Genomic DNA, 25,647 nt, shown 5'->3' on the forward strand with positions numbered 1-25,647 from the left:
AGTTCGGATTTTAGCAAAGACGATGCAGGATGGCGGGGCTTTGAGCGTGGAACCGCGATGTGTGCCATGAAGCGAGCCGCGAGCCATCGACGGCGAATCAAGTTGCACTCTATCACGCACGCGGGCGCTCGCCACCGTGCGGGTTCGCGCTGTTTTGCGGCACGGCTGTTGCGGGCCGCCCGGGTTGTGTGATGGCAGTCCGTTGCCGCCGGCTCAGATACGGGTCACGTGCGGCTCATACGCGGCCCACCCGCGGCCCACGCAGGGTTCGGCGAACCGGCCGCCTCGCGCGAATACCGCTTATGCGCCGCCCTGTTCGATCGAACGGGTCAACGCTGCCAGCGCGGCGTTGCCGCCGGGCGGCGCGACGCCCGCGGCGACTTTGTGCAGCGTGGCACGCAAGGCCTCTGCGGCCTGTTCGAGCGTGCTCGCCGCCGGTGCGCCCACGATCACATGCGCGCGCACCGCCGGCGTCGACACGCCGGCATGCGCGCGACGCCGCCACGCGAGGCCCAGCGCGTCGGCCAGCAGCGCAACGTGGCCGAGGCCCAGCGCGCACGCGGCGGAGCCGAGCCGGTAGGCGGCGTCGCCCGCTTGCAGTGCTTCGCTGGGATCGGCATTCTCAGGCTGGTCGGCCGCACGGGCATGCTCGGTCAACGCGCCGATCGAGGCGTCCGCCGTCTGCAGGAAATCTTCGTACGCGTTCGCATTGACGGTCAGCACGCCCAATTCGCGCGTCAGTGCGCCGCGAGTAGCGCTGACGGCCTGGGCCTGCAACGCTCCCGCTTCCCAAAGCATTTCCGATGCCTGGGTACCCGCAACGTGCCAGTCGACCGTCAAGCCGTAGTCGTGCAGCAGTTCCACCTGATCGGCATCTTCCGCGGCGGCGCCGAACAGGGCGTAATCGCGCCACAGCAGCGCCAACGTTGCACGCACGAGAGAGCGCGGCGCAAGCTCGATCCCGCGCGCGTGGTCGGCCAGCGCGAGGTTGCAACGGGCATAGAAACGCCGCGCGTCGGTTTCACCCGCGGCGCGGCCGCCGACCCGCAAAGCCTTGCCGCAGGCCTTGGCGAGGCGCCAGAAATCGTAGGGATCCGGGCCGGCAAGTTCGCTGGAAACGGCGTCCAGTTCGTCAAGCGCCGCGTTGGTGACGGCGAGCGCCACCGCGCTGCCGGTATCGGCCTGCGAGCGCAGCACCGGCAACAATGCACGCTCATAGCGTGCGCGCAGATGAGCCAACTGGTCGGCGGACCTCGCATGCAGCGACACCGGCGGCACCGGCCGCGCGGTCAGCGCGAGATCTTCGAACGCGACGGTGGAACCGGGTGTGTGCTCGGACAGATGCGCGCAGAGCGCCCGGTAATGATCGAACAGCACGGGCGAGCAGGACAGCTCGCGCAGATTGTGACGCTCGAGCGCGGCGCGGAAGTCGCGCAAAGCCGCGCCGAACACAGGCCGCGCGCTTGCCGCCTCGGCCGGGTCGCCCGCCGCGAGCGGCGAGAGCCGCACCAGCGCGTCGGCAAAGCGCTGCGCGCTCAGCCAGCCGGCTCCGCGCAATGCATGTGACGCACGCAGCAGCGCCGAGGTGCTCTCACTGTGCTGTTCGAACGCCAGCAACGCCTCGGCCAACGCGAGTTCGGCGGGACGGACAGCGCCGCCGCGCGGATTCGGCAAGGCATCGAAGGAAACGGGTGCAGCGGATCGAAGGGTCATGGGCAGACGACACGAAGCTGACGGGCCGTCGCTTCGCGACGCGCGCCAACTGATCGGCTAACGCGCGAACCGGCGACAGGACAATGACAGACTAACGTTGCGACACAGCGCGAGCGAGGACGTTCCGCGTGGACACATCGGGGCAGAACCCGGAGCGTACCCGGCGCATTCGGTCCGGCGCGCCACGCCGGCCGCGAAACACCGTGCCGACGCCGCGCCTGGGTACGCGGCACGAGCCCCGGACCGGCATGCCGGCCGCCCTCCGCGCTTCAGATCTGGACCATCTCGAAGTCTTCCTTACGCGCGCCGCACTCCGGACAGGTCCAGTTTATGGGAACGTCTTCCCAGCGGGTGCCCGGCGCAATGCCCTCCTCCGGCAAACCGGCTTCTTCGTCGTAAATCCAGCCGCAAATCAGGCACATCCAGCTTTGATATTCCATTCTTGTGTCGCGTCGTAGAGTCCGTGGAAACGGGAGCCATGATGGTACCGTGTTGCCGCCCTAATGCCTAGCAGTCAGAAACGCGCAATCGTAGCCTGCGACGGCCTTTGGCCATGCCGTTTGCGGCGGCCGTCACAGCGATCGCGGCGCGATGCCGCGCCCGGCCGCCGCCGGTCCACCGCAATGCGTGGCGGGATGTGAAAAAACGCCCCAGCGGCAGTTTAGGCCGCATAATTGAGCCGATTGCGCACCCTCTGCGCCCAAATTCAGCCTCTTTTAGTCAATCTTCATGCCCAGCGACACGCCTCCGATCGTCCTCACCTTCGGCCTTTCCGATCCCACCGGCGGCTCCGGCCTGCAAGCCGACCTGATGACCCTTGCCAGCATGGGCTGCCACGGGGTTTCCGTGCTCACGGGCTACACCGTGCGAGACTCGGCGAGCTGCGACGAAGTCACCGGCCTCGACCCCGAAGTGGTCGCGACCCAGGCCCGGATGCTGCTCGAAGACATGCCGATCGCCGCGTTCAAAGTGGGCGCCTGCACGCGCGCGGAAGTCGTGAGTGCGATTGCCGAGGTCGTGGCCGATTACGACGACATCCCGTTGATTCTCGCCCCCGACTTCACGCTCGACGACGAGCACGTGCTCTCCGCCGACGAACTGCGCGAAGCGATCGCCGATCTGCTCGCTCCGCAAACCACCCTGCTGGTCGCCGACGCGACCACGCTGCTCGCGCTCGCCCAACCGGACGGCGACGCCGAAGCGCCGAGCCTCGACGCTGCCATCTCGCATCTGCTGTCGCAAGGCTGCGAATATATTCTGTCAACGGAAACCGGCACGCACCGGCATGTCAACACGCTGTTCAGCGAAGACGGCCAGTTGCGCCAGGACATGTGGGACCGTGGCAGCCATCGGATCATGGGGCTGACGGATACGCTGGGGTCGGCTATCGCCGCGTTGCTGGCCAACGGCCAGGATCCGGCTGAAGCCGTGCGCGAGGCGCAGGAATATCTGTATCAGGCCGTGCGTAACGCGTTCCGGCCGGGCATGGGCGCGTATATGCCAGACCGGTTCTTCTGGGCGCGCAGCAGCGACGACGAAACGCCGCCGGCGGCGGGCAAGGACGCAGCGCCAGGCGAAGCGCGGCACTGAGAGCTTGCACGAGGTGCGCCGGCCGCAGGAGTGCCGGCCGCGCCTTCTGATCCGGGCGCTTCAGCCTGCGGCGAGCGCCCACAAAAAAACCCGCAATGTCTGCGGGTTTTTTCTTTGGGAAGCACGCCTTTCAGCGCACTTCCCCATGTCTTCCCTCGCGAGCCTCGCGATGAGGCCCAACCCGGAATTACATGTCCATGCCCATGCCGCCCATGCCGCCGGGCATGCCGCCGGCCATCGGTGCATCTTCCTTCGGCAGTTCGCAAACAGCTGCGTCGGTGGTCAACAGCAGGCCAGCGACCGAAGCTGCGTTTTGCAGCGCCGTGCGCGTCACCTTCGTCGGGTCCACGACACCTGCGTCAACCAGGTCGACGTACTCGCCGGTTGCGGCGTTGTAGCCGTAGTTGCCCGTACCAGCAGCAACAGCTGCCACCACGACGCTGGCTTCTTCGCCACCGTTCGTGACGATCTGGCGCAGCGGCTCTTCCATCGCGCGCAGCACGATCTTGATACCTGCGTCCTGATCGGCATTAGCGCCCTTCAGGCCAGCGATTGCCGTACGTGCACGGATCAGTGCGACGCCGCCGCCAGCAACGATGCCTTCTTCCACAGCTGCGCGCGTTGCGTGCAGTGCGTCTTCGACACGTGCCTTCTTTTCCTTCATTTCGACTTCGGTCGCAGCACCGACCTTGATCACTGCAACGCCGCCAGCCAGCTTGGCCACGCGCTCTTGCAGCTTTTCACGGTCGTAGTCCGACGTAGCTTCTTCGATTTGCGTGCGAACTTGCTTCACACGTGCTTCGATGGTTGCAGCTTCGCCAGCGCCGTCGATGATCGTCGTGTTTTCCTTGCCCACTTCGATACGCTTCGCTTGGCCCAGTTCAGCCAGCGTTGCCTTTTCGAGCGTCAGACCGGTTTCTTCAGCGATAACTTGACCGCCGGTCAGGATCGCGATGTCTTCCAGCATGGCCTTACGACGATCGCCGAAGCCCGGAGCCTTGACAGCAACAGTCTTCAGGATGCCGCGGATGTTGTTCACAACCAGCGTAGCCAGCGCTTCGCCTTCGACGTCTTCTGCGATGATCAGCAGCGGACGGCCAGCCTTAGCGACTTGCTCGAGGACCGGGAGGAGGTCACGAATGTTCGAAACCTTCTTGTCGTGCAGCAGCACGAACGGGTTTTCGAGCACAGCGACTTGCTTGTCCGGGTTGTTGATGAAGTACGGCGACAGGTAGCCGCGGTCGAATTGCATACCTTCGACAACGTCCAGTTCGTCTTGCAACGACTTGCCGTCTTCAACGGTGATGACGCCTTCCTTGCCAACCTTGTCCATCGCTTCAGCGATACGGTCGCCGATCGACGAGTCGCTGTTTGCCGAGATCGAACCGACTTGAGCGATTTCCTTGTTGGTCGTGCAAGGCTTGCTGATCTTGCGCAGTTCTTCGATCGCTGCGAACACAGCCTTGTCGATACCGCGCTTCAGGTCCATCGGGTTCATGCCCGATGCAACGTACTTCATGCCTTCGCGGACGATCGACTGAGCCAGAACCGTTGCGGTCGTGGTGCCGTCACCTGCGTTGTCGCTGGTCTTGGAAGCAACTTCCTTGACCATTTGTGCGCCCATGTTCTGGAGCTTGTCTTTCAGTTCGATCTCTTTCGCGACCGAAACACCATCCTTCGTGACCGTCGGGCCGCCGAAGCTGCGTTCCAGGACAACGTTGCGACCCTTCGGGCCCAGCGTGACCTTCACAGCGTTCGCGAGGATGTTCACGCCTTCAACCATCTTGGCACGGGCGGAATCACCGAATACGACGTCTTTAGCTGCCATCTTCTAACTCCTTGAATTCTCTGGGATATGACCGGGAAAGTAGCGACTGGCGCTTACTTCTGCACCACGGCCATGATGTCTTCTTCGCGCATCACGAGCAGTTCGTTGCCGTCGACCTTGACGGTCTGGCCTGCATACTTGCCGAACAGGACGCGGTCACCAACTTTCACGTCGAGGGCGATTTGTGCGCCTTTGTCGTCACGCTTGCCCGGGCCGACTGCCAGAATTTCGCCTTGATCCGGCTTTTCTGCTGCGGCTTCGGGGATCACGATGCCCGACGCAGTCTTGGTTTCTTGATCCAGACGTTTGACGATCACGCGATCATGCAAAGGACGAAGGTTCATACATACTCCTCTCTTGATTGAGACTGAAGAACGCTGAGAAAACCCGGCTGGCTGAGCCAACCGGCGATGTTGTTAGCACTCTCGTGCAGCGAGTGCTAATTATATGGACGGGTGGTGACAAATTCAAGAAGGGATGAAGGCGGATTGTCGAGATTCGCTCAACTTTGAACTTTGTTCACTTAAGTTTGAACTCCCTGCCCGCATTGGAACGCGGCCACCGCAGATTATTCATAACAAAAACAAGAGATTGCAATCGGATCGTCACTTGCTGAGGCGCACGCTTGGAGCCGGCCACTGCAACCTTTCCAACCGCTGCTTGGGCGCACGTGACCGCGGTGCTCGCAATCCTAGGGAAATCCCTATCATCCTGTCGCTAACATAAATCGGTCGCCGATCAGATAGACACGCACCTTTTGCGTCGCGAACCAATCAAGCGTTTAGGTGAGCGCAGCCTTGAAGGCTCGCGGGTTGGCTTGATAGTACGCGGGCCACGTGGCGTGCAGGATCACAGCGTCAGGCTTTAGCGTGGTGAGCATGGCGGGTATCGCCTGCTGGTTAAGTGCACAGCGCTTGCGCGCGGGCGCGTAGCTGCACGGATAGCTGAGAAACGGCAGACAGCCATCCGCCACCGAGAGCACGCCGGCTTTGCCGTCGCGCTGCGCAAGGTCCGAGAGTCCTTCGGCCAGCGCCGCTGCGTGCGAATCGCCCAGCAGCAAGAACGTGCGCCGCGCGTCAGACTCGCCGAGCTCAAATAGCCCGTGGGCGCTACCGTCGATCGGAGCTGTATGTGTCATGCAGGAGCGGAAGATACCCCACGTCGCTGGAACCCGAGGAGACCAGTGTCACTACGCCGGGGAACCGCTGTGGCATGCCACCCGTCGCGACAATGACGACCGCAGTCAAAAGTGGCACCGTCGCGAGCCCCGATATCCAGGCAAGCCGTCTGGCAACGAGGCCGGCGGGCCGACGGAAGGGCAATTCGGCGAATCGCCATGAGGCGAGCCCGGTCGCAATGGAGAGCAACACGATCGTCGCGGCCCGATAGGCGACCGCATGCGAAGTAAAGTGAAAGAATCCGTAGTCAAGGAACACGATGATGGGCCGGTGCCACAGATAGATCGAATAGGATGCCTGGCCCAGCAGCCGGACCGGCGACAGCGTCAAAAACCAATGCAGCGGGCCCGGGGTCGGCACATTCGCGGATGAGGATCGCGGTCGCGATGCATGGCGCAAGCGCCGCCGCGCCAAGGAAGAGCGTCTCGCTGTCGTAGTGCAACACGCAAAATGCGATGGCGCCGACCGCGGCGGCAGCCAGGAGTCGCGAAAGCGCAGGCGGCAATTTGCGGGCGGGTACGAGGGGAATCAAACCACCAACAGCAAACTCCCACATGCGAGTAGGCAATAGATAAAACGCTGCCTCCAGCTTATAGAAGGCGAGCAGTACAGCGCAGAGGGCAAACGACGTGACCGCCATAAGCGCGAGCGTCGTCACGTCGCGAATCTTTAGACGGCGAAACATGATAAAGATGAACGGGTAGAGCAGATAAAACTGCCATTCGACGGCAAGCGACCACGTATGCAAGAGCGGGTTGTACGCGCGGGTCTGGAGAAAAATAGCTCGTCGCGCGGTAGAAAACGATGTTTGACATGAAGCCGATGCATGAGACGAGCCCGGGGAGCAACATATCCAAATGGACAGGCAAAAAGAGGAAAGATGCGACGATCCCGGTTGTGGCCGCGAGAGCGAGATAGGCCGGCACGATGCGGCGGAAGCGACTCGTGTAGAAACGGACGATCCCATTGCGGTCAAGGGACATCTTCAATACGATGCGAGTAATGAGGAATCCGGATATGACGAAAAATATGTCCACGCCGATAAAGCCGCCGGAGACCCCAAGCATGTCGGCATGATAGAGCAGTACCAGCGTCACCGCGACGAAGCGCAGGCCATCAATGTGGTCAATATATTCGCCGCTTTTCCCCGAAGAGCTCGGATTTTGCATCATGTTTTCGCCTCGACGTGTCACGGCCGCGATCGCGCCGGATGTTCGGTTGATTCGGACAGTCGCCACTCACGCAAATGATGCAGCGCAAACGAAAGTTACGCGCGACCATACCCTGGCAAGATTGGATCGAATCGCCTTCGGCCCAATTTGGCGGTCTAATGGCGTGTATCGCCGAATCGTCGAAGTCGGCCAGCTGAAGTTTCGCTACGCGTTAGTTAAAGCATGTTCGCAGTGTATGTTTAACGGCAGTACCCCAAATAGGTCGGTGAGCTGCGTTTTCCGCCGGCCTATCGCCTGAAAGTATGAAATATTGCAGAGTGCGAATCCATAATGGCGTCGGGCGGCACATGACTTACGGCCAGTGTCGAGCAAAGTACCGGCAATTTGGTCACCGGTTTTCTTTCGACGCTACAGCTTTCGAAAAATAGATAACTTGTTAAGGCTACGCTGAAGAATCCGCTATTCGCCAACGACCCCGAGCCAATCCTGACGAAACGCCACAATGTAGTGTTTCCCGGCGGCGCGTCCTCGCAGGCTTCATCCTCGAGTTCGAGGGTAACGGTCTGTCACCAGCGTCAGCAACGGATTGAGGAAAGCGCTCAGTCATATCTCGACATGATTGAAACTATAGACGGACCAGTCCAACAGGTTCCGATGGTAACGCCGTGCGCCTGCAGCAGACGATCGCGATGTCGCGTCAGCAGATGCGTCAGCTCTAGCAGATCAAACAGCATTTGAAGGACGAACCGGATGGACAACTGTCGCTTACCGACTCGGATTCCCACTCCACCACCAGCGGCGGTAAGAGAACCAGAGTGTGTGGAAACTCCATTTTTGCCGCTGAGCGCGCGATTGCCGGTCAGGTCGATCGAGTTTGATACGGCGAGTTTGCACTAATCGAACATCGCGAGCACAACAAAGCCCCTCGGGGCCTTAGCTTCTAACCATCTTCATGGCCTTCATCGTCCCTGCAACGCCAAGTATGTTCATGACCCGCTTCAGGTTGTAGGCCAACACCTGAAGGCTCATCTCCGTACTCACCCGCCCGAGCGTCCTGGTCAGGAAATGTGCGGGACCCATCCAGTGCTTGAGCGTACCGAAGACGTGCTCGACAGTACTTCGGCGGATGGTCATTGCATCGGGCTTCCGGTCGAGCCGGCGCTGCATGGCTTCCAGTGTGTTCTCGTGCTCCCACCGTCGGATGCGACGATAGTCGCTCGGTGAACATCGTTCCTTGAGATGGCAACGCGGGCAGGCGCTGGGCCAGTAAACCCGCAGATTCATATCATGCTCAACGGTCGTGAATCGAAGGATGGCTCGCTCGCCAGCAGGGCATCGATACACATCGCTTTTTGCCACATAGACAAAGTCGGCCTTGGTGAACAGACCTTTCTTCCGCGATGCGGAGGTGAGCGGCTTGGGAACGTACGCGCTGATGTCGTTCAGATCGCATGCCCGTATCTCCGGGCCGCTGAAGTAACCCCGATCAGCAACCACCTTCAGCTTCGATCTGCCCATCGCGTCCTTCGCAGATACCGCCATTCTGCTGAGTTGGCCGTGATCGTTTCCAACGTTCGTTACTCCGTGCTCAACGATCAGGTGATGCTTCGTATCTACGGCGGCCTGAACGTTGTAGCCCACTATGCCGGAGCCTCTTCCGCTTGTTGCCATGGAACGTGCGTCGGGATCCGTCATCGACAGCTGTTTGTCCGGTTGCTTTTCTAACTGCTTCCTGACCTGTGCGAGCTCACGCATCTGCTGGCGCAAGCGGGCGATCTTCTCGTACAGGCGAACGGTCTTCACATCGAAACCCGTTGGACTGGTCCGGTCTGCGGTCTCAATCAGGTCAAGATATCGCTGCACACTTTCCTCAATCTGCTGCTGACGCTTGTCGATCTTGCTAGCCGTGTAGTTCCTGTCGCGGCTGTTTGACGCCTTGAACTTGCTACCGTCGATGGCCACCATGTCACTGGATAGCAGCTTCAGTCCGCGACACAGTTCGACGAAACGCCGGCATACGTTGCGAATGGCTGCGCCGCTGTCGCGGCGAAAGTCGGCGATCGTCTTGAAGTCCGGAGCCAGACGCCCCGTTAGCCACATCAACTCGACGTTGCGCTGACATTCACGCTCGAGACGCCGGCTCGAAGGAATCCGGTTCAGGTAGCCGTAGATATAGATCTTGAGCATCACACCTGGATGGTAGGACGGGCGGCCCGTGATCGCTGGCGTGGTACCGTTGAAACCAAGATCTGCAAGGTCCAACTCGTCAACGAAGGCGTCTATGACCCTGACCGGGTTGTCCTGTCCGATGTAGTCATCGACACATTCTGGAAGTAGTGCGACCTGCTTGCGGTCATCGCCTTCAACGAATCGCTTCATGAGTCACCCAGTCTCAGCGCGTTGATTCAGTTTAGGCGATCAATGCGTTTTCACACACTCTGGAACCAAAACCGCCAGCTACAACGTGCAGGTTGCCGTGGATACAAAGCACCATCTGATCGTCGAGTACGAGGTGACGAATATTGGTAGCGATCACGGGCAACTCAGCGGAATTGCAAGTTCTGCGAAGAGCGCGATGGGCAGGCCAAAGTTGAGGGTGGCGACTGACCGCGGCCACTTCAGTGTTCCGGACACCGGCGTGCCAACTAGCGGGGACTACGCCGTATGTCCCGAAACCAGTTACCTCGGCGTCAATGAAGAAAGGGGTCTTTAGGAGGCACTGCCCACCTGGTGTGACGGCAAGTACTCGCATAGACGCTACCAAACGTTGCGCTGCGAAACGCACTCAAGCAGGTTTTATCGCCCATATGAATCCAATCGGGAGATAGGTATTAGCGCCTATGTTCGCTATTCCCCTTGTAGCGCTTGCCGATAAATATGGAAGGAATGCCTTCTCATCACATCATCGAGACCTCGTCCTACCAAGAATAGCAAAGTGTCGAACCGACAGTCTTGAGCGTAGACATTGCCAAGCGGATCTTCCAGCTGCACAGGACAGGCGGGGATACCGGCAAAGCCCTCGACAGGCGACTCCGTCGCAGCAAGTTCCTGGAGCACTTCGCTAATCGTAGCCTTCCTTATTCCGATGGAGACGGCGGAAATTCAAACAATACAGGGAACGCCACCCTCATTGAACTTGGGCACGAGATAAAACTGATGTTCCGGCAAACTCGTCAAGGCGTATGTGAAAAAAAATGATATCGCCGGTGCGCGCCATCCCGGCAGCTGAAAAAACATTTGGGTGTGAGAGCCGTGCACGTTAAGACTGAAGCACAGCAGGTCGTTCTGGCGTTCCATTTCATAAGCCAGACGCTAGTTATATTCGGACACGCCAGTCCAACTGCTTACGGGCTTTGCTGGGCAAGTACCGAGAAGTAATGGCAGTTAGGCGTGCATCAACGAACCGGGCCATGCCGGACCCTCTACCATGTCTCGCACACGCCCACCCCAAGGCTCCGATAGATTCCCTTCGGGAAAAACGGCAGCCGCTTGTCGACATCGATACGCCGATCGCCATCATCAAGCAGCGACTTCGTGCATGGCTACGTGAGAACCTGACCCGCAGGACAATCGTGGAAACTCGAGACGTGGGGTCTCTCACTACAACGCTGTTGTCGCCTCCAGCAGAGAGGAGTCCGGTATCTGCGCACCCTCATCATCCACGGTTCATGCTCGGTGATGAAAACGGATATGCCAAGTCGGTCGATCGCGAAACGAAATTTGCGGCAAACCTGTCCATGCCTCGCAGGTACACGTGCGTTAGCGCACACAATATTTCGTGTGTCCCTCAGAAGTAAGGTTGAATCTTTTGAGAAGTAGTCCATACTTCAAAATTACGCATTCAGGCAGCCAGTCCGTCGCTGAGGTAACCGTGCGATGGACCCGAAACAGCCTGTTTTTTCCTCTCACTCCTAGGGGAGTTAGCTATGGTTTCCACACCATTCACGCGGCGCGTGTTCGTCCAGGGAACCGCGTCGGCAATCGCACTTGCCTCACTCCCCCGACTAAGCATTGGAGCGACGGCCACTACTATCAGACTTGAATGGCAAGCGTTCAAGGCTACGCCGCACTACGCATCGTTTCTTAACGCGGTTCAAACGATGAAAGCCAATGCCAATTCCGCCAAGCCCGCATCCTGGCAGTACTGGGTCAACGTTCACCTCAATTATTGCCCTCACGATTTGCCGTATTTTCTGACGTGGCATCGCGGTTATATCTATTATTTCGAGCAGCAGTTGCGAACCGTATCCGGCGATAGCGGCCTGATTCTCCCGTACTGGGATTACTATACGTATCCCGTCATGCCGTCAGAATTCACGGATAATGCGAGTGGCAATCCACTCTACGTTTCGCGAGTGAACACGAACGTCTACCAGGCTCTCTCTCTGAATCCGTTCAGAACCAGCGTGACAAACTTTCAACGTGGCCTGAGCAACGCATTCGAAACTTCTCTGGAGAGCGTGCCGCATGATGCGGTACACGACATCATCGGCGGTTATATGGGGGACATTACGACGGCCCCGATAGATCCGATTTTCTATTTGCATCATTGCAACCTCGACCGCTTGTGGAACGCGTGGTCGCTGCGCTCGACGAGCAAGATACCCGCGGCGAACAATAGTTATTGGAACGGTAGTTTCACATACGCAAGCGGTCTGACAATGACCAAGTCCCGAACGCGCACGACGACGGGGCTGGGATACGACTATGCCAACGACAAGATGCCCACCGTATTGCCGCCACAGGCGCATGAAGGAAGGATTATTCGTGTGCAAGGACAGACCATGCTGAATCAGACGCGTCCGGCGGTAGCCGCATTGACGACGACCCCACCACGCACCGTGTCCTCAACGCGCGAGTCGTTGGGGGGCGTGAGGAGCGTGTCGCTAGGTAACGACTCCTTGAGCGCCACCATTCCGCTTCAGGCAACCAGCACGAACACTCTGCAGAGTGTGCTCACGACTTCGCCTGCGGTGGGTCTGAGCAATTCGTCAGCGGCAACAACTGCGAGCCCACTGGCCGCGACTCCAGCCACGAAGTTCCCGTACGTGAAGCTCGTTCTCGACGGCTTAGCCATTTCGCAGGCGGCCAAAGCCGGGGGGTTCTTCTACAACGTGTATATCAATTTGCCCGCTACCGGAGACGTGAATGCCGCAGGGGCACCGCACTTCGTCGGCACGCTCGGCTCTTTTGAAATTTCGACTGCGGCACATCACGGCATGAACATGATGAACTACGACGTGACCGATCTGCTGGCACAGCAAGGTGTGACCAAACTGTCCCAGATCGTGGTTTCGTTCGTGCGTATCAATGCTGCCGGCTCGCCGAGCGGCAATGCGATTGCTATTCAGGAGATACGAATCGAACTGGGCGCGGATGCGCCATAGCGGATCGAGCCATGCGGCTAAGATGGGTAGACGAAAACGACGCAGGTTGAAAGTTATTTCGAAGCGGCATGCGCTTGAAGTCCCGGCGACTGGCGCGGCGGTATAGGCGCCGCGAGTATGCCTACGGGACGGCATGCCGCGGACGCGAATTCGCGGCTGAGGATATTGAACGCGTAGTCGATGGAGTTCAGCTTGCCCATATGCCGACTTGAGACGGTTTCTTGTTTCTGGCTGGGAGTTCCAAAGCGCCCAACAGATGCGCGTCACTCGCGCCGAACGCCACGGCGCATGCGTTGGCATAACGCCCGGTGAAGTGTAAATACGACTCGGCCAGAGCATCAGGAGCAAGCGAGGACCGGATACCATGACTTTGCAAAGACCATTGGTGCAATTCCTACAAGGCTTTCAAAGCAGGCAACAATCTGTCGAACTCCCGCTTCACCACGCCATAACATTCGCACACACGTTTTTCGAGCCCCGGTCTGTCCAGTACCTCGATGTGGCCATGACTGTAGCGAATCAACCCCGCGTCCTGCAATTTAAGCGCGGCCTCGGTTACCCCGGAGCGGCGCACGCCCAGCATGTTGGCGATCAGTTCCTGGGTCATCTTCAATTCGTTTGAAGAGAGGCGGTCGATGCTGAGCAGAAGCCACCTGCACAACTGCTGGTCGATCGAATGGTGTCGATTGCACACGGCGGTCTGCGCCATCTGCGTGATCAGCGCCTGCGTATAGCGAAGCAGAAGGCGCTGCACGGGGCCGGCGCGATGAAATTCTTCTTTCAGGATTTGAGCATCGAGCCGATACGCCTTGCCGGCGCTCTGCACGACCGCCCGGCTGGGCGTGGTCTCGCCCCCCATGAACAGCGCGATGCCGATGAGCCCTTCGTTGCCGACAATCGCGATTTCGGCGGACGCACCGTCCTCCATCACATACAGCAGCGACACGATACAGGTGGTCGGGAAATAAACGTAATTGAGGCGATCGCCCGATTCGTAGACGACGTTGCCCAACGGCATATCCATGAGCACCAGATGTGGCGCCAGGCGCTCCCACTCCAGCTGAGGCAGCACGGCCAGCAGATGATTTTCGTTTTCTTGATGACCTTGAGCCATTTCACCCTCTCAGCAACTCGCCCGGAACCGCGCCGCTTTCGCCGACGATTTCCTGACGATAAAGATGGATAGAAGGAGGAATACTCCAAGGCCTTGACGGGCTATACCGCAGCACGACGCGAGGCGGCAATCTTCGCGCGACCCAAAGTCTGGCCGTTATATAGTCGATTATAAGTCGCGCCGGTATTCGACGCAGATTCGCGCCCTGGCATGGCATCGCGTTACGGCCCAATATGGATTGCGCATCGCGCGAACTTCGAGATTCTTTGCTCGGTTCGCCCGTCCCACGCGGTTCATCGGCTGAAAGGCAATTGTCCGCTTCGCCTGCACGCTGCCAAAAAGACGCGCAGGCAGATGTGGCTACACGATGATCGGCAGCTTGAGCGTGAATTCGCTGCCTTCACCGGCGCCCGCACTTGCGGCCGAAACCGTACCGCCGTGAGACTGAGCAATCGCATTGACGACCGCGAGGCCAATGCCAAGGCCGCCCGCACTGGAACCGATCGTTCTGCTGGATTGCGCGAACAACTCGAAAATATGCGGCAGCAGGACAGGCGAGATTCCCGATCCATCGTCCTTGATCTTGATGACAACATTGTTGCCTTCGGCAAGCACGGTCATGCGTATATTGCCCCGCGTCGGCGTGTATTTCACCGCGTTGTGCAGCAGATTGCTGACGGCCTGCGTCAAACGGAGCGGATCTCCTTCAACGCGCAACGTCCTGTCTGGAATCGACACGGTAAAAACCTGATTCTTCGCAGCGGCGGCGGCGGCCGTAATCTCGCAACTGTCGGCAAGGAGGGTCGCGATCTCGACGTCGACCTTGTTGAGGCGGAGTGCGCCCTGATCGACGCGGGTCGCATCCATCAGATCCTGCGCGAGCCGTGCGATCCCGTTGACCTGCCGATCGATCATATCGATCAGCCGGAGTATCTCCGGACGCTCGGCCGACGCGTTGCGAATCAGTTGGCTGGCCATCCGCAACGGCGTCAACGGACCGCGCAACTCGTGTGCCACCATAGCCAGAACCTGATTGCTCAGCGGTGGCGCTTCGACGCAATGATCCGCCGCGCACGCATCCGCCAGAAAACCGTCTGCGGATGCCCGGCAACCACGCTTCATCATTGCATCGGTCACCACCAGACCGCTCAACACAGAATCACCCGAAGACGACTCGGTGGACGTCAGATATGCTGACATTTCGATCCCCATTTCGCGGCTCGCTGGACGACGAAGAGCAAAGAAAAGCGTGTCACGGGCCGATATTCAAGAAGGTAGCAGGCTGCTTGCAAAGCACCGGCACCGCACGATTCGCCAACACCTGCCCTGACGCGATCAGGAATCCACGAATGGCGGACAGATTGCAATGACAGCGTCGCAAATGCGGTTCGGTAAGTCTGTACGGTGGCGTTCAGATCGGCAAGAGCGACCGAATTACGCCAAAACCGCGCGGGTTTCAAAGACTTTCAAAGACATCCGATCTGATGATCCGTGCAGGCGCGAGCGGATCGAGTACCTGTCCGACAGCCGGCACGTGCCACGACGATCAACGTGGATTGTGCGTTCGAACATAGACAGCGGTCTGTACGTTGTCGTACCGCATTCTCCCGCGCGGGCGCGTAGCGTGTCTCTTATCGTCGACCAGCGGGGAGAAAATCATGCTTAGACGAACCTTTATCTGGGGCACGCCCGGATCGCTTCTGGCACTCGGCACTGTGCTTTCAGGCTGCACCACCACTCCTTCATCCGACGTGAGCCGTAGCGAGCAGAGGGACAAGCGTCGCTCTATCGATGCAGGTGTCGACTCGACTCTCACGCGCGTCTATGGGCTCGCGGGCGGCGCGCGCGAACTGGTCGGCAAGGCCCACGGCGTATTGACGTTCCCCTCCGTGATCGACGCCGGCTTCGTGGTCGGCGGCCAGTATGGCGAAGGGTCCTTGCGGGTCGGCGGACGCACGGTCGGCTACTACAGTACGGCGACCGGTTCGATCGGCTGGCAGATCGGCGCGCAATCGCGCGCGATCGTATTCCTGTTCATGACCGACGATTCGCTCAACCGCTTCCGGAGCAGAGACGGCTGGTCGGCCGGCGGCGATGCCTCCGTAGCCGTGCTGAAAGTCGGTGCGAACGGCGATCTCGACACCAGCACGGCGACCGGACAGGTCGACGCCTTCGTGCTGACCAACACCGGCCTGATGGCGGGTGCGTCGCTGCAAGGCACCAAAGTCACGCGGCTCGCGTCGCTTTGACATTCAAACCGGGGAGCGCGCGATGCGCGCCCCTCGTCGTTGACACACATCGTCGACACACAGAGTGGAAAAACCATGTTGCGAAGCATACAAGACTTGCACGGCAGCACCGTCAGCGCGCTGGACGGCGACATCGGCCCAGTCATTCAGGCTTATTTCGACGACGAGTCATGGGGTGTGCGTTATCTGGTGGTCGACACGGGCGACTGGCTCAATGACCGGCAAGTGCTGGTTTCGCCGTATTCGGTGGAACATACCGACCCTGGATCGGATATCGTGCATGTCAGCCTGTCGCGACAGCAGGTGAGCGACAGCCCGATACTGGACACCCACAAGCCGGTGTCGCGGCAGCACGAGATCGAATATCTGCACTACTACAGCTATCCGACTTATTGGGGCGGTCCTAACCTGTGGGGCATGGGCGCCTACCCGGCCTATGATCCAACAGGTGTAGCGCCGGACGCCCTGCCCGACGAGCAGCCAGATCCAACCTTGCCAGCGAACGACACGCAACCCGACGTTCATCTGCGCAGCACGAACGAGGTCAAGGGCTATCACCTCAAAACCGCCGACGGCAGCATCGGTCACGTATCCGATTTCATCTATGACGACACCGACTGGGCGATTCGCTACCTGGTCGTGGAGACGCGCAACTGGTGGCCCGGCGGCAAAGCGGTGCTGATCGCGACTCGCTGGATAGACGGAGTAGACTGGTTCGATTCGACCGTATCGACAGCCTTGATGCGCGACGTCATCAGGAAGAGCCCGGCTTATGACGACTCGATGCCGGTCGGCCGGCGCTATGAAGTCGATCTGCATCGGTTTTATGACCGGCAGGGATATTGGCCGGGTGCCGGCGACGAGAAAATCCCATCGCAATGAGGCGCCGCGCGGACCACGGTCCTCGTCCAATCCGGACAGTGCCGGATCGATCGAAAACGAAAGTATCCGGAAGCATTAAACGCGGGAGCAGGTCATGAGACAAAACATTCAGAAGTTATACCAGGCCCGTATTCATACATTTACCCCCGAATGTCAGGAACTGCAGGACGGTACATTCGATTTTCACCTTCGGCATGCGGTGGAGGGCACGCTTCCTTCGACTGACAGGCACTACGAGGTCGGCGTTTTTTCGACAAGCGAGGAAGGCTATGCGGCTGCCCTTGCGTACGGCGACAAATACATTGCGGAACATAAGTTCGGGATGTAGCAACACCGACGGTCATTGACGAAACGCAAGCAAACGCGAACAGACACAAACTTTACCCGGCAGTGACGACGCCCGTCTGGCTGTCGTTCAATCAGACGGACGGCGCTATGGCAGACCGAATCATTTCAAGCACGACACACGACGCTCACATGAGCGTCGAGGATCATATTGCCGATGGATGGATGGCAAGCGTGTGTATCGTTCCAAAGGGCGCACCCAAGGGCAACGAACTCATCAAACTCGACGCCGTTTTCGAACGCGAAGATCTCGCATGGGAATCGGTCGAAGCGCTTGCGCGTGCCGAGCTCAACAGTCTGAAATAGCACACCACCGCACTTTCAATCCCCATTGTGCATGACGCAATGGTCTGCGTACCGCTCATCTTTCAAGGACAACCCGCATGACTCCCTATGATGTCGTAATCGCGGTCTTCGATGACCACCATAATGCCGACGCCGCCGTGCGCAAGCTGATAGACGGCGGCTTCGACATGAAGAATTTCAGTGTGATCGGCAAGGGTTATCACACCGAGGAAAAGATCGTCGGTCTCTACACGGTCGGCGACCGCATGAAAATGTGGGGCAAATACGGCGCGTTCTGGGGCGGCCTGTGGGGCTTGCTGATGGGCGGCGTATTCCTGACTATTCCGGTGCTCGGCCCGGTCGTCGTGCTGGGTCATCTCGCCGTCATGATCGTGTCGGCTGTCGAAGGGGCGGTCGTTGTCGGCGCCCTCAGTGCTTTGGGTGCGACGCTCGTGCATATGGGGCTGCCCAAGGACAGCGTGATCCATTACGAGGCCGCCATCAAGGCCGACGGATTCATCGTGATGGGTCACGGCACGCCTGATGAAATGGCGCGCGCAAAGGCCGTTCTCGCGCTCCATCAACCCACGCGCCTCGATTCGCACGAAGGACTCACGCCCACCGCAGCCACCACTCACGAAACCGCCTGACGGCCCGGCAGCCAGGAGAGGCCTTGCTTATGGACACTCATGGACACGCTGACCCGAGGTCCAGTCAGGCAGCTTCACCTGGCTCACCCGACATGGCGACGCCCGCGCGCACCTATTCCACCGGGATCACGGCCGGAGGAACGCGCGGCGCGTCATGCACGCTCGCCCAATCGCTGCGGCGCACGTGGTGGATGATCAGGGGAATCCCCGCGAACACCACAATGCCGATGACGACCAGTCCCGTATAAAGCCAGGGCGAACCGACCGGCAACTGATCCGGCGGGAAGAACGACACGACGAAGCTGAACAGCACCCCGGCAAAGCCGATGCCGGCGGTCAGCCACATGCCGGCAAAACCGCCGGGCACCGTGAACGGGCGCGGCAAAGCCGGTGCCGAATAGCGCAGCCGGATCGCCGCCGCGTACATCAGCATGTAGGCGATCAGGTAGAGCGCGATCGTCATGGCGGAGATCAGAAAGAATGCGACCGACACATCACGGATCACGAAGTAGAAGCACGAAATGACCGTCACGATCAGACCTTGCACCAGCAGAATATGAGTGGGCATACCCTTGCGATTCTTCGCCTGAAGGATCGGCGGCAATTCGCCTTCGTGCGCGGTTTCAAGCAGGCCGCGCGACGGACTGCCGAGCCAGGCCAGCACACCACTGATCGCTCCGACGCCGACCAGCAGCGACAACGCCGACACAGCCCAGTTCATGTGCCAGATGTCCACCAGCACCGCGCTGAATGCGTCGAACACGCCGGATTGCAGCGATATCTTCTCGTACGGCAAGATCGCTGCAATCGGCAGCGCGCCGAGTGCGAAAATCAGCACCGAAATCAGCGCACCCAGTCCGATCGCCGCGGGATAACCGCGACTCGGGCTGCGCATGTCGATCACATGAACCGCCTGCACCTCCACACCGGCAAACAGTAACATGATGCCGGCCAGAAACGAGATCGTGCCGAAGCCGTGAATCGCGGGCCAGAAGCGCGCGTGACCGTCTTGCGAGAGAGCCGCATCGTTCAGGTGTTGCCAGCCGAGCGGGTGTCCACTGCTGATCCAGTAGCCCAGCAGCGCGAGCAGCACGAGGCCCGGCACGATGGTGCCGATCACGAAGGTCCAGTTGGCGATCCTCGCGAAGACTTCGACGCCTTGCAGCACGACCCACGTCGCGAGCCAATATGCGACGATGCAGAAGATGCCGACATAGGCGCCGTTCTTCGCCAGTTCCGGCCGGCCGATCGTATAGGCGAGCGCCGCCGCGCCGAAGGTCAGCGCAACCGGATACCATACGACGTTCTGGATCCATTGCAGCCAGATCGCGAGAAAACCCCAGCGCGTGCCGAACGCCTCCGCGACCCACGTGTAGATGCCGCCGGGCCGGTCGGCGAACGCGCCGCCCAGTTCGGCGGAAATCAGCGACGCGGGAATCAGATAGAAAACGACGGTGAAGGCGAGATAGACGAACATCGTCATCTCCTCCTTCGCCAGCAAAGGAAGTCCGCGCAGACTCGTGACCACGGCAGCGGCCGTCATCAGACCGATCGCCGTCACGCTCAGATATTTGCCGCGTTTTGCGGCATCCGCTGCCGGCGGTGCGGCCGCGGCGGTGACTGTGTTGTCCATTTCGTGTGCCCCTGTGAACAGGCGATATCAATTGTGGTGGAAGGTCGGACCGGCGCTCGAATGCAGCACCGGATTCTTCGTCAGATGCCCGATGGCGTGCCTGATGTCCTCAAGCAGCATCGCCGCCATGTCGCGCGTCACACCACGCCGGATCAACACGCGTTGCACGATGGTGTCCTCGCGCCCTGCCGGCAGTTCGTACGAGGCGATCTGCCAGCCGCGCATGCGTACCTGATCGGACAGGTCGAATAGCGTGAAGCCCGCTGTTTCCGGATGCTTCAGCTTGTAGCAGACAGCCGGCAGCGCGCCGCGCCCGTCGTAGATCATTTCCAGCTGGTCGATCTTCGCCAGCCCGTCGGCCAGCGCCTGCGCGGTGTCGGCGCATTCCTGCTGGATCCGTCGGTAGCCTTCACGGCCCAGGCGCAGCAGCATGTAGTACTGCGCGATGATCTGTCCGGCCGGACGGGAGAAATTCAATGCGAACGTCGGCATGTCGCCGCCCAGATAATCGACGCGGAAAATCAGTTCGTCGGGCAGATCCTGAGTGCTGCGCCAGACTATCCAGCCGACCCCGAGCGGCGCGAGTCCGTATTTGTGGCCCGACGCGTTGATGGATTTCACGCGCGGCACGCTGAAGTCCCATTCGAGGTCCGGCTGGATGAACGGCGCGACGAAGCCGCCGCTGGCAGCGTCGACGTGAATCGGAATATCCAGTCCGACATTGGCTTGCAACGCGTCGAGTGCGCCTGCCAGCGCCTTTACCGGTTCGTAGACGCAGGTGAAGGTGATGCCGAGTGTGGCTACGACGCCGATCGTGTTCTCGTCGCAATACTCGGCCAGATCTTCCGGCGTTAGCCCGGTCGCGTCGCCGCGCAATGGCACCTGGCGCATCTCGACGTCGAAGTAGCGGGCGAATTTGGCCCAGCACACCTGCACCGGGCCGCACACGAAGTTCGGCTTGTCGGTCGGCTTGCCCTGCGCCTCCCTGCGCTTTTTCCATTGCCACTTGAGCGCGAGACCGCCGAGCATGCAAGCTTCGCTCGAACCCGTGGTCGAACATCCGGTGGTCTTCCATGCCTTGCTGGCATGCCACAGATCCGCGAGCATGTGCACGCAGCGCATTTCGATCTCCGCCGTTTGCGGATACTCGTCCTTGTCGATCATGTTCTTGTCGATGGACAGATCCATCAGGTGACGCACTTCGTCGTCGGCATACGTGGTGCAGAACGTCGCGACGTTCTGCCGTGAATTGCCGTCCATGAACAGTTCGTCGCGCACCAGATCGAATACCGCGCGGCGATCGGACGACGCCTCCGGAATCCGGTACTTGGGCAGCGATGAACCCGAGATCGTCGCGGCGTATTCATCGGCGACGTCCTCGGGCGTGGGCGGTGGTGATTTGAGAAAAGTCATGGCGTGAAGCTCCTGATTTGAAGTGAGCGCGCCCGGCTCGTGACGATCCCGTGACGAATACCGGAGCGAATGAAATGAAGATGTCAGGTCGGCAGAAAAACTTCCACGCCCACGGTGCGCGCCACGGCGATCGAAGTCGGTACGGTGCCGTACCGCATTGCGGCGTCGCGGCCATGCGTTCATTGCGTTACGCCGTCATTGAGCGCAAGGTAGCGCCACTCACCGCGCTGTTTCCGACCGGCTGTTACGCTGTCGAATTCCGTGACCGGCGAAGTAAAATGTCTGCAGAAGCCCGTCGTCGTCGACGGCAAGGTTCGGACTGCGGCGCGCCGGGCGCGGGCAATCCAGTCCCGGCGACGATGCTCGCGGTCCGCACGAATTCCTGGAGGCCAATATGTATAAACGCATTCTGGTAGCGATCGATGGCAGCGAGACGTCTGGACATGCGTTCGACACCGCGTTGCAACTCGCTCGCGACAATGGCGCACAATTGCAGCCGCTCTATGTCATCGACAACCCGTTGATGGCGTACGACGCGTCCGGCTACGATCCGACCGCCTTGCGCGACGCCTCCATGCAGGAAGGCCAGCAGTTGCTGGCGGATGCACTGGCGCGCATGAAACATGAGAACGTGGCCGGCGAGCCGCGCATCGTCGAGGTCGCGCCGATCGGCGAAGACATCTCGGAGCGGATCCGCATTTCGGCCAACGAATTCAATGCGGACCTGCTGGTGCTCGGCACACATGGCCGACGAGGTTTCAAGCGACTGTTTCTAGGCAGCGTGGCCGAGCGCGTGGTGCGCAGTGCGGGCCTGCCGGTATTGCTGGTGCCGAGCCGGCAAGCGCAGACCCCGGTCGTGCAGGCCGCGCGACCGGGACACGCCGACGTCGCCGCGGCGATGTACGAATTGCCCGTTAGCGGCGGCCACATGCATGGTGGCGACGCCCAGCCGCAATGATCGACTCGGGCGCGCTCGCCGGTCATACCGCCCGCCATCCCGCGAGCAGTCTGCTTTAGAATCATTTCGGCGCTGGAGCGAAACGCGGCTACGCGTCCGGGCTCGCACTCCTGCAGCACCTTCTATTGCGTCCCGACCCATGAGCACTCCGCAGCGCCGCTCCGCCAGCACCCCGCTCATGCCGGAAAGCGGCGCGTTGCCGCCCCCGGCGAAGCCTGGCGTCGAGACCGGCCTCGTGCGTATCGCGCCTGGCCTGCTCGGCAAAACATCGCGGCTGCGCTCAGTCATGGTCTGGGTCGTCGGAGTGATGGGCTGTATCGCCGTCATCCTGGTGGTGCTGCACCTCGGCTCACTGCAGAAGATGGCCGAACTGATACGCTCGGCGCGCCCCGGCTGGATGCTGGTCGCACTCGCCGTTCAATGCGGCACGTATGTCAGCGCGGCGTTCGTATGGCGCCAGACTTTGCGCGAGGCCGGACATCCTCTGTCCCTGCGCACCTTGACACCACTCGGCATCGCCAAGGTATTCACGGATCAGGTGTTGCCGAGCGGCGGCATCAGCGGCACGATGCTGGTGGTGCGTGGCCTGACCGGCCGGCACGTCCCGGCCGGAATAGCGATGGCGGCCATGCTGGTCGGCATGGTGTCCTACGACATCGCCTATCTGCTCGTGGTGCTCGCAAGCGCCGGCATGCTGTGGTGGCAGCACCGGCTGAACACGGCATTGGTCATCGGCGTGGCGGTCTTCGTAGTGGTCACCGTAGCGGTGCCGGCCGCCGTGCTGGGACTCAAACAATGGGGCCAACGTGCGCCGATCGCGTGGCTCAGCAAGTGGCTGGGCGTCACCACCCTGCTTCGACAATTGACCGACGCGCCCACTCATCTTCTACGCAGCCCGCGCCTGCTACTGCAAACTGTCGGGCTGCAACTGGCCATCTTCGTCTGCGATGCCCTGACGCTCTGGCTCGCGTTCAATGCGATCGGCGAAGTGCCGCCGCTTTGGGTCGTGTTCGTGAGCTTCATCATTGCGTCGATGGTGGCCACCATCGGTCCGATTCCGGTCGGCCTGGGGACCTTCGAAGCCACCTCCGTGGGAATGCTGAATCTGCTCGGCGTGTCGGTGGAGGCGGCGCTCGCCGCCACGCTTCTGTTGCGCGCGCTGACCTTCTGGCTACCGATGCTGCCCGGCATCTGGCTGGCTCGCCGGGAGATTCGGCTTCATTAGGCGGCGCGGATCGCATTCGAGGTGATCGGGTCCATTCACGACGCGACACGACACCACACGCGGCGCGGATTCATGCAACGTCTAACTGATCTTCAGCCGCGCAAACAGCGGGATTTTGGCGGCCGCGAGCACGAAAGCGAAAACCACTGTGGCCGCCAACACCCCGCCAATCAGCATCGGCGGCAGCGCCGTCATCGCGATTCCGCCGATCGCAAGGCCGGCGGCAATCAGCACATCCGCAACCGACGACGCCATCACCCACACACTCGGCCGCGTACCCCACATGTGCCGCCGGTGCCGGATCGCGTATAACGTGGCCTGCCCACCGAACACGAGGAGCACGAAGGTCAGTGTGCGCAAGGCGTCGAGATTCAGGCCCATCGCAAACTTGCCGAGCGCGAGCACACCGCTGCAGAACGCCACGAGCGCGAACCCGACGAACACACCGACCACGGTCAGATTCGAAATGCGCCAGACATTCGGCGACGGAGACGGCTCGACGCGATCGGTGGTGAGCGACATCGCGAGAAAGTCACCCGCGATCATCAGAATCACCATCAGCAGCGGAGTCAGAATGGCGTGCCCGGTAACCAGCAGGCCGATCACCAGCATGAACGCGGTGGCGATCTTCTTGAGGACCGAATTCAGCATGTAGGTGAGGATGCGCTGGAACGTGAGGCGGCCCTCCGTGACCGCCGTGACGATGCCGCCCAGCCCGGCTTCGGTGAGCACCATGCCGGCGGCAGAGCGGGCAACATCCGTGGCGGTCGAAACCGCGATGCCGATCTGAGCCTGGCGCAGCGCGGGCGCGTCGTTGGCGCCGTCACCGCACATGCCTACGGTATGGCCGGTCTGCTGGAACGCCTTCACGAGCTTGTATTTGTCTTCCGGCAGGACACCGGCGAACACGGCAAACGACTGCGGGTCGGCCCGATCGGGCATGCTGCCCGGCGGGCAAACCGGACCGGTGAGTCCGATTGCCTGCGCGACGCTCGCGGCCGTGGCCGGGGCATCGCCCGATACCATCACCACGCGCACGCCGAGCCCGTGCAATTCCTCGATGAATGCAGCCGAATCGGCGCGCGGCGGGTCGCTCAGCGCGACGAGTCCAACCACCTGCAAGGCATCGGCCGTGCCCGCCGCTACCGCCAGCACGCGCAGGCCCTGCCCTTCAAGTTCCGCCGTCCGCGCCGCGGCCTCCGGCGAAGCTTGCGAAAGCGAGATCACGGCTGCGGATGCCCCTTTGACGATCCGCTGGATCGCATGCGAAGGATCGCTGACGCTCGCTTCGGACGTCCTGGTCGACGGATCGAATGGCTTGAGCGCGACCAGTTTCAGTACGCTGTCCTCGGGAGTAGGCGCAACGCGCGCCGCCGCATCGAGAATCGCTTTGTCGACGGGATCCTGGCTGCCGGCAGCGCTCGCCAGTGCCGCCAGTATCAGCACGCGGTTCATGTCGAAGCCCGGCATCGGCGCAACGGTGCTCACGGTCAGCGCATTGCAGGTCAGCGTGCCGGTTTTGTCGGCGCACAGCACGTCCATCGTGCCGGCCTCATCGACGGCGGACAGCCGGGTCGACAGCACACCCTGCGCCGCGAGCGCACGCGCGCCGAGCGCGGCCGACAGCGTGAAGGTAGCGGGCAGCGCAACGGGAATCGACGCCAGCACCGCTGTCAGGATCAACGGCACGATGTCGGCGAGCGGCATGTGCAGATATAACGCGTAGCCCACCAGCAACGCGATCACGGCCACGCTGAATGCGGCGAGATTGCGGACCACCAGCAGCACGGCTGTTTGCTGAGAACTCGCTATATGCGCGGTACGGACCAGTTCCGCGGTCCGGCCAAAACGCGTGTGCGTACCGGTGGCCGTCACGAGTGCCAATGCCTCTCCGCGCCGCAATGCTCTCAACTTAAGCCCCACTCCCTCAAGCAAGTTTGTACGTAAGATGGAAGTGAGGCTTGGCTTTTCTGGGTGGTCTTGGATACGAGCGTGAGGGCTGTATCCGGCATCGGGTCCGGTGGA

Annotated in this window: 22 protein-coding genes and 2 pseudogenes; 11 read left to right on the forward strand and 13 right to left on the reverse strand. The window is 60.8% G+C overall.

What is annotated here, in order from left to right:
* Positions 1-300: 300 nt before the first annotated feature.
* Positions 301-1,713, reverse strand: coding sequence for a hypothetical protein (locus tag NE850_RS35285; protein WP_310700074.1), 1,413 nt, complete (start codon positions 1,711-1,713; stop codon positions 301-303).
* Positions 1,714-1,982: 269 nt separating this feature from the next.
* A complete protein-coding gene (locus tag NE850_RS35290) occupies positions 1,983-2,153 on the reverse strand; it encodes a rubredoxin (protein WP_007178992.1) in 171 nt (56 codons plus the stop codon).
* Positions 2,154-2,442: 289 nt separating this feature from the next.
* Here NE850_RS35290 and NE850_RS35295 point away from each other — a divergent pair, with 289 nt between their 5' ends.
* Positions 2,443-3,303, forward strand: a complete 861-nt coding sequence (locus NE850_RS35295; protein ID WP_165184685.1) for a hydroxymethylpyrimidine/phosphomethylpyrimidine kinase — start codon at positions 2,443-2,445, stop codon at positions 3,301-3,303.
* Between the two features lie 187 nt (positions 3,304-3,490).
* Here NE850_RS35295 and groL read toward each other — a convergent pair whose 3' ends face one another.
* The 6 genes and pseudogenes from groL to NE850_RS35325 all read right to left on the reverse strand — a co-directional run bounded on the left by groL (position 3,491) and on the right by NE850_RS35325 (position 9,860).
* Positions 3,491-5,131 (reverse strand): chaperonin GroEL, encoded by a 1,641-nt coding sequence (gene groL, locus NE850_RS35300; protein WP_310700075.1) that lies wholly within the window; start codon positions 5,129-5,131, stop codon positions 3,491-3,493.
* Between the two features lie 53 nt (positions 5,132-5,184).
* Positions 5,185-5,475, reverse strand: a complete 291-nt coding sequence (gene groES, locus NE850_RS35305) for a co-chaperone GroES (protein ID WP_007178996.1) — start codon at positions 5,473-5,475, stop codon at positions 5,185-5,187.
* Between the two features lie 437 nt (positions 5,476-5,912).
* A complete protein-coding gene (locus NE850_RS35310; RefSeq protein WP_310700076.1) occupies positions 5,913-6,269 on the reverse strand; it encodes an SGNH hydrolase domain-containing protein in 357 nt (118 codons plus the stop codon).
* Between the two features lie 287 nt (positions 6,270-6,556).
* The gene (locus NE850_RS35315; protein ID WP_405044917.1) at positions 6,557-7,276 is read right to left on the reverse strand and encodes an acyltransferase family protein; all 720 of its coding nucleotides are present in this window, start codon (positions 7,274-7,276) and stop codon (positions 6,557-6,559) included.
* Positions 7,233-7,481 (reverse strand): annotated as a pseudogene (locus NE850_RS39570) (acyltransferase family protein); the annotation flags it as partial. The gene NE850_RS35315 and the pseudogene NE850_RS39570, both read right to left, overlap by 44 nt.
* A 933-nt stretch (positions 7,482-8,414) precedes the next feature.
* Positions 8,415-9,860 carry an IS1182 family transposase gene (locus NE850_RS35325; protein ID WP_310700079.1) on the reverse strand — a complete coding sequence of 482 codons (1,446 nt, stop codon included), beginning with the start codon at positions 9,858-9,860 and terminating at the stop codon, positions 8,415-8,417.
* A gap of 37 nt (positions 9,861-9,897) precedes the next feature.
* On the opposite strand from NE850_RS35325, the pseudogene NE850_RS35330 reads away from it, so the two are divergent.
* From NE850_RS35330 to NE850_RS35340, 3 genes and pseudogenes are all read left to right on the forward strand, one after another.
* Positions 9,898-10,198, forward strand: a pseudogene (locus NE850_RS35330) (IS5/IS1182 family transposase); the annotation flags it as partial.
* A 235-nt stretch (positions 10,199-10,433) separates the two neighbouring features.
* Complete coding sequence (locus NE850_RS39575; RefSeq protein ID WP_405044918.1) at positions 10,434-10,679, forward strand: hypothetical protein; 246 nt, start codon at positions 10,434-10,436, stop codon at positions 10,677-10,679.
* Between the two features lie 728 nt (positions 10,680-11,407).
* On the forward strand, positions 11,408-12,868 hold the full coding sequence (locus NE850_RS35340; RefSeq protein WP_310700080.1) for a tyrosinase family protein: 1,461 nt from the start codon (positions 11,408-11,410) through the stop codon (positions 12,866-12,868).
* 394 nt (positions 12,869-13,262) lie between these two features.
* Here the strand turns inward: NE850_RS35340 and NE850_RS35345 are convergent, their stop codons facing one another.
* Both NE850_RS35345 and NE850_RS35350 read right to left on the reverse strand, forming a co-directional pair.
* Entirely contained in the window at positions 13,263-13,982 is a 720-nt protein-coding gene (locus NE850_RS35345; RefSeq protein ID WP_310700081.1) for a Crp/Fnr family transcriptional regulator, read from the reverse strand.
* Between the two features lie 360 nt (positions 13,983-14,342).
* On the reverse strand, positions 14,343-15,182 hold the full coding sequence (locus NE850_RS35350) for a HAMP domain-containing sensor histidine kinase (RefSeq protein WP_310700082.1): 840 nt from the start codon (positions 15,180-15,182) through the stop codon (positions 14,343-14,345).
* A 458-nt stretch (positions 15,183-15,640) separates the two neighbouring features.
* On the opposite strand from NE850_RS35350, the gene NE850_RS35355 reads away from it, so the two are divergent.
* From NE850_RS35355 to NE850_RS35375, 5 genes are all read left to right on the forward strand, one after another.
* Positions 15,641-16,231, forward strand: coding sequence for a YSC84-related protein (locus tag NE850_RS35355; protein WP_165184664.1), 591 nt, complete (start codon positions 15,641-15,643; stop codon positions 16,229-16,231).
* A gap of 75 nt (positions 16,232-16,306) precedes the next feature.
* Positions 16,307-17,113 (forward strand): PRC-barrel domain containing protein, encoded by an 807-nt coding sequence (locus NE850_RS35360; protein ID WP_310700083.1) that lies wholly within the window; start codon positions 16,307-16,309, stop codon positions 17,111-17,113.
* A gap of 94 nt (positions 17,114-17,207) precedes the next feature.
* Complete coding sequence (locus tag NE850_RS35365; RefSeq protein ID WP_165184656.1) at positions 17,208-17,441, forward strand: hypothetical protein; 234 nt, start codon at positions 17,208-17,210, stop codon at positions 17,439-17,441.
* Positions 17,442-17,548: 107 nt separating this feature from the next.
* Complete coding sequence (locus NE850_RS35370; RefSeq protein WP_310700084.1) at positions 17,549-17,764, forward strand: hypothetical protein; 216 nt, start codon at positions 17,549-17,551, stop codon at positions 17,762-17,764.
* A 77-nt stretch (positions 17,765-17,841) separates the two neighbouring features.
* On the forward strand, positions 17,842-18,393 hold the full coding sequence (locus tag NE850_RS35375; RefSeq protein ID WP_310700085.1) for a general stress protein: 552 nt from the start codon (positions 17,842-17,844) through the stop codon (positions 18,391-18,393).
* A 112-nt stretch (positions 18,394-18,505) separates the two neighbouring features.
* Here the strand turns inward: NE850_RS35375 and NE850_RS35380 are convergent, their stop codons facing one another.
* Entirely contained in the window at positions 18,506-20,026 is a 1,521-nt protein-coding gene (locus tag NE850_RS35380) for an amino acid permease (RefSeq protein ID WP_165184646.1), read from the reverse strand.
* Between the two features lie 27 nt (positions 20,027-20,053).
* A complete protein-coding gene (locus NE850_RS35385; protein WP_197740202.1) occupies positions 20,054-21,439 on the reverse strand; it encodes a glutamate decarboxylase in 1,386 nt (461 codons plus the stop codon).
* Positions 21,440-21,833: 394 nt separating this feature from the next.
* Between NE850_RS35385 and NE850_RS35390 the strand changes: the two genes are divergently transcribed.
* Both NE850_RS35390 and NE850_RS35395 read left to right on the forward strand, forming a co-directional pair.
* Positions 21,834-22,397, forward strand: coding sequence for a universal stress protein (locus NE850_RS35390; protein ID WP_310700086.1), 564 nt, complete (start codon positions 21,834-21,836; stop codon positions 22,395-22,397).
* Between the two features lie 139 nt (positions 22,398-22,536).
* The gene (locus NE850_RS35395; protein WP_007179024.1) at positions 22,537-23,622 is read left to right on the forward strand and encodes a lysylphosphatidylglycerol synthase transmembrane domain-containing protein; all 1,086 of its coding nucleotides are present in this window, start codon (positions 22,537-22,539) and stop codon (positions 23,620-23,622) included.
* Positions 23,623-23,703: 81 nt separating this feature from the next.
* Here the strand turns inward: NE850_RS35395 and NE850_RS35400 are convergent, their stop codons facing one another.
* Positions 23,704-25,506, reverse strand: a complete 1,803-nt coding sequence (locus NE850_RS35400) for an HAD-IC family P-type ATPase (protein WP_310700087.1) — start codon at positions 25,504-25,506, stop codon at positions 23,704-23,706.
* Between the last annotated feature and the right edge of the window lie 141 nt (positions 25,507-25,647).

The organism is Paraburkholderia sp. USG1 (genome assembly GCF_031570135.1).
Classification (GTDB): Bacteria; Pseudomonadota; Gammaproteobacteria; order Burkholderiales; family Burkholderiaceae; genus Paraburkholderia; species Paraburkholderia dioscoreae.

Bases quoted from the DNA above. Each gene is read 5' to 3' on its own strand.
- NE850_RS35285 (WP_310700074.1), bottom strand. From the start codon at position 1,713: ATGACCCTTCGATCCGCTGCACCCGTTTCCTTCGATGCCTTGCCGAAT.
- NE850_RS35290 (WP_007178992.1), bottom strand. From the start codon at position 2,153: ATGGAATATCAAAGCTGGATGTGCCTGATTTGCGGCTGGATTTACGAC.
- NE850_RS35295 (WP_165184685.1), top strand. From the start codon at position 2,443: ATGCCCAGCGACACGCCTCCGATCGTCCTCACCTTCGGCCTTTCCGAT.
- groL (WP_310700075.1), bottom strand. From the start codon at position 5,131: ATGGCAGCTAAAGACGTCGTATTCGGTGATTCCGCCCGTGCCAAGATG.
- groES (WP_007178996.1), bottom strand. From the start codon at position 5,475: ATGAACCTTCGTCCTTTGCATGATCGCGTGATCGTCAAACGTCTGGAT.
- NE850_RS35310 (WP_310700076.1), bottom strand. From the start codon at position 6,269: ATGACACATACAGCTCCGATCGACGGTAGCGCCCACGGGCTATTTGAG.
- NE850_RS35315 (WP_405044917.1), bottom strand. From the start codon at position 7,276: ATGGGATCGTCCGTTTCTACACGAGTCGCTTCCGCCGCATCGTGCCGG.
- NE850_RS35325 (WP_310700079.1), bottom strand. From the start codon at position 9,860: ATGAAGCGATTCGTTGAAGGCGATGACCGCAAGCAGGTCGCACTACTT.
- NE850_RS35340 (WP_310700080.1), top strand. From the start codon at position 11,408: ATGGTTTCCACACCATTCACGCGGCGCGTGTTCGTCCAGGGAACCGCG.
- NE850_RS35345 (WP_310700081.1), bottom strand. From the start codon at position 13,982: ATGGCTCAAGGTCATCAAGAAAACGAAAATCATCTGCTGGCCGTGCTG.
- NE850_RS35350 (WP_310700082.1), bottom strand. From the start codon at position 15,182: ATGTCAGCATATCTGACGTCCACCGAGTCGTCTTCGGGTGATTCTGTG.
- NE850_RS35355 (WP_165184664.1), top strand. From the start codon at position 15,641: ATGCTTAGACGAACCTTTATCTGGGGCACGCCCGGATCGCTTCTGGCA.
- NE850_RS35360 (WP_310700083.1), top strand. From the start codon at position 16,307: ATGTTGCGAAGCATACAAGACTTGCACGGCAGCACCGTCAGCGCGCTG.
- NE850_RS35365 (WP_165184656.1), top strand. From the start codon at position 17,208: ATGAGACAAAACATTCAGAAGTTATACCAGGCCCGTATTCATACATTT.
- NE850_RS35370 (WP_310700084.1), top strand. From the start codon at position 17,549: ATGGCAGACCGAATCATTTCAAGCACGACACACGACGCTCACATGAGC.
- NE850_RS35375 (WP_310700085.1), top strand. From the start codon at position 17,842: ATGACTCCCTATGATGTCGTAATCGCGGTCTTCGATGACCACCATAAT.
- NE850_RS35380 (WP_165184646.1), bottom strand. From the start codon at position 20,026: ATGGACAACACAGTCACCGCCGCGGCCGCACCGCCGGCAGCGGATGCC.
- NE850_RS35385 (WP_197740202.1), bottom strand. From the start codon at position 21,439: ATGACTTTTCTCAAATCACCACCGCCCACGCCCGAGGACGTCGCCGAT.
- NE850_RS35390 (WP_310700086.1), top strand. From the start codon at position 21,834: ATGTATAAACGCATTCTGGTAGCGATCGATGGCAGCGAGACGTCTGGA.
- NE850_RS35395 (WP_007179024.1), top strand. From the start codon at position 22,537: ATGAGCACTCCGCAGCGCCGCTCCGCCAGCACCCCGCTCATGCCGGAA.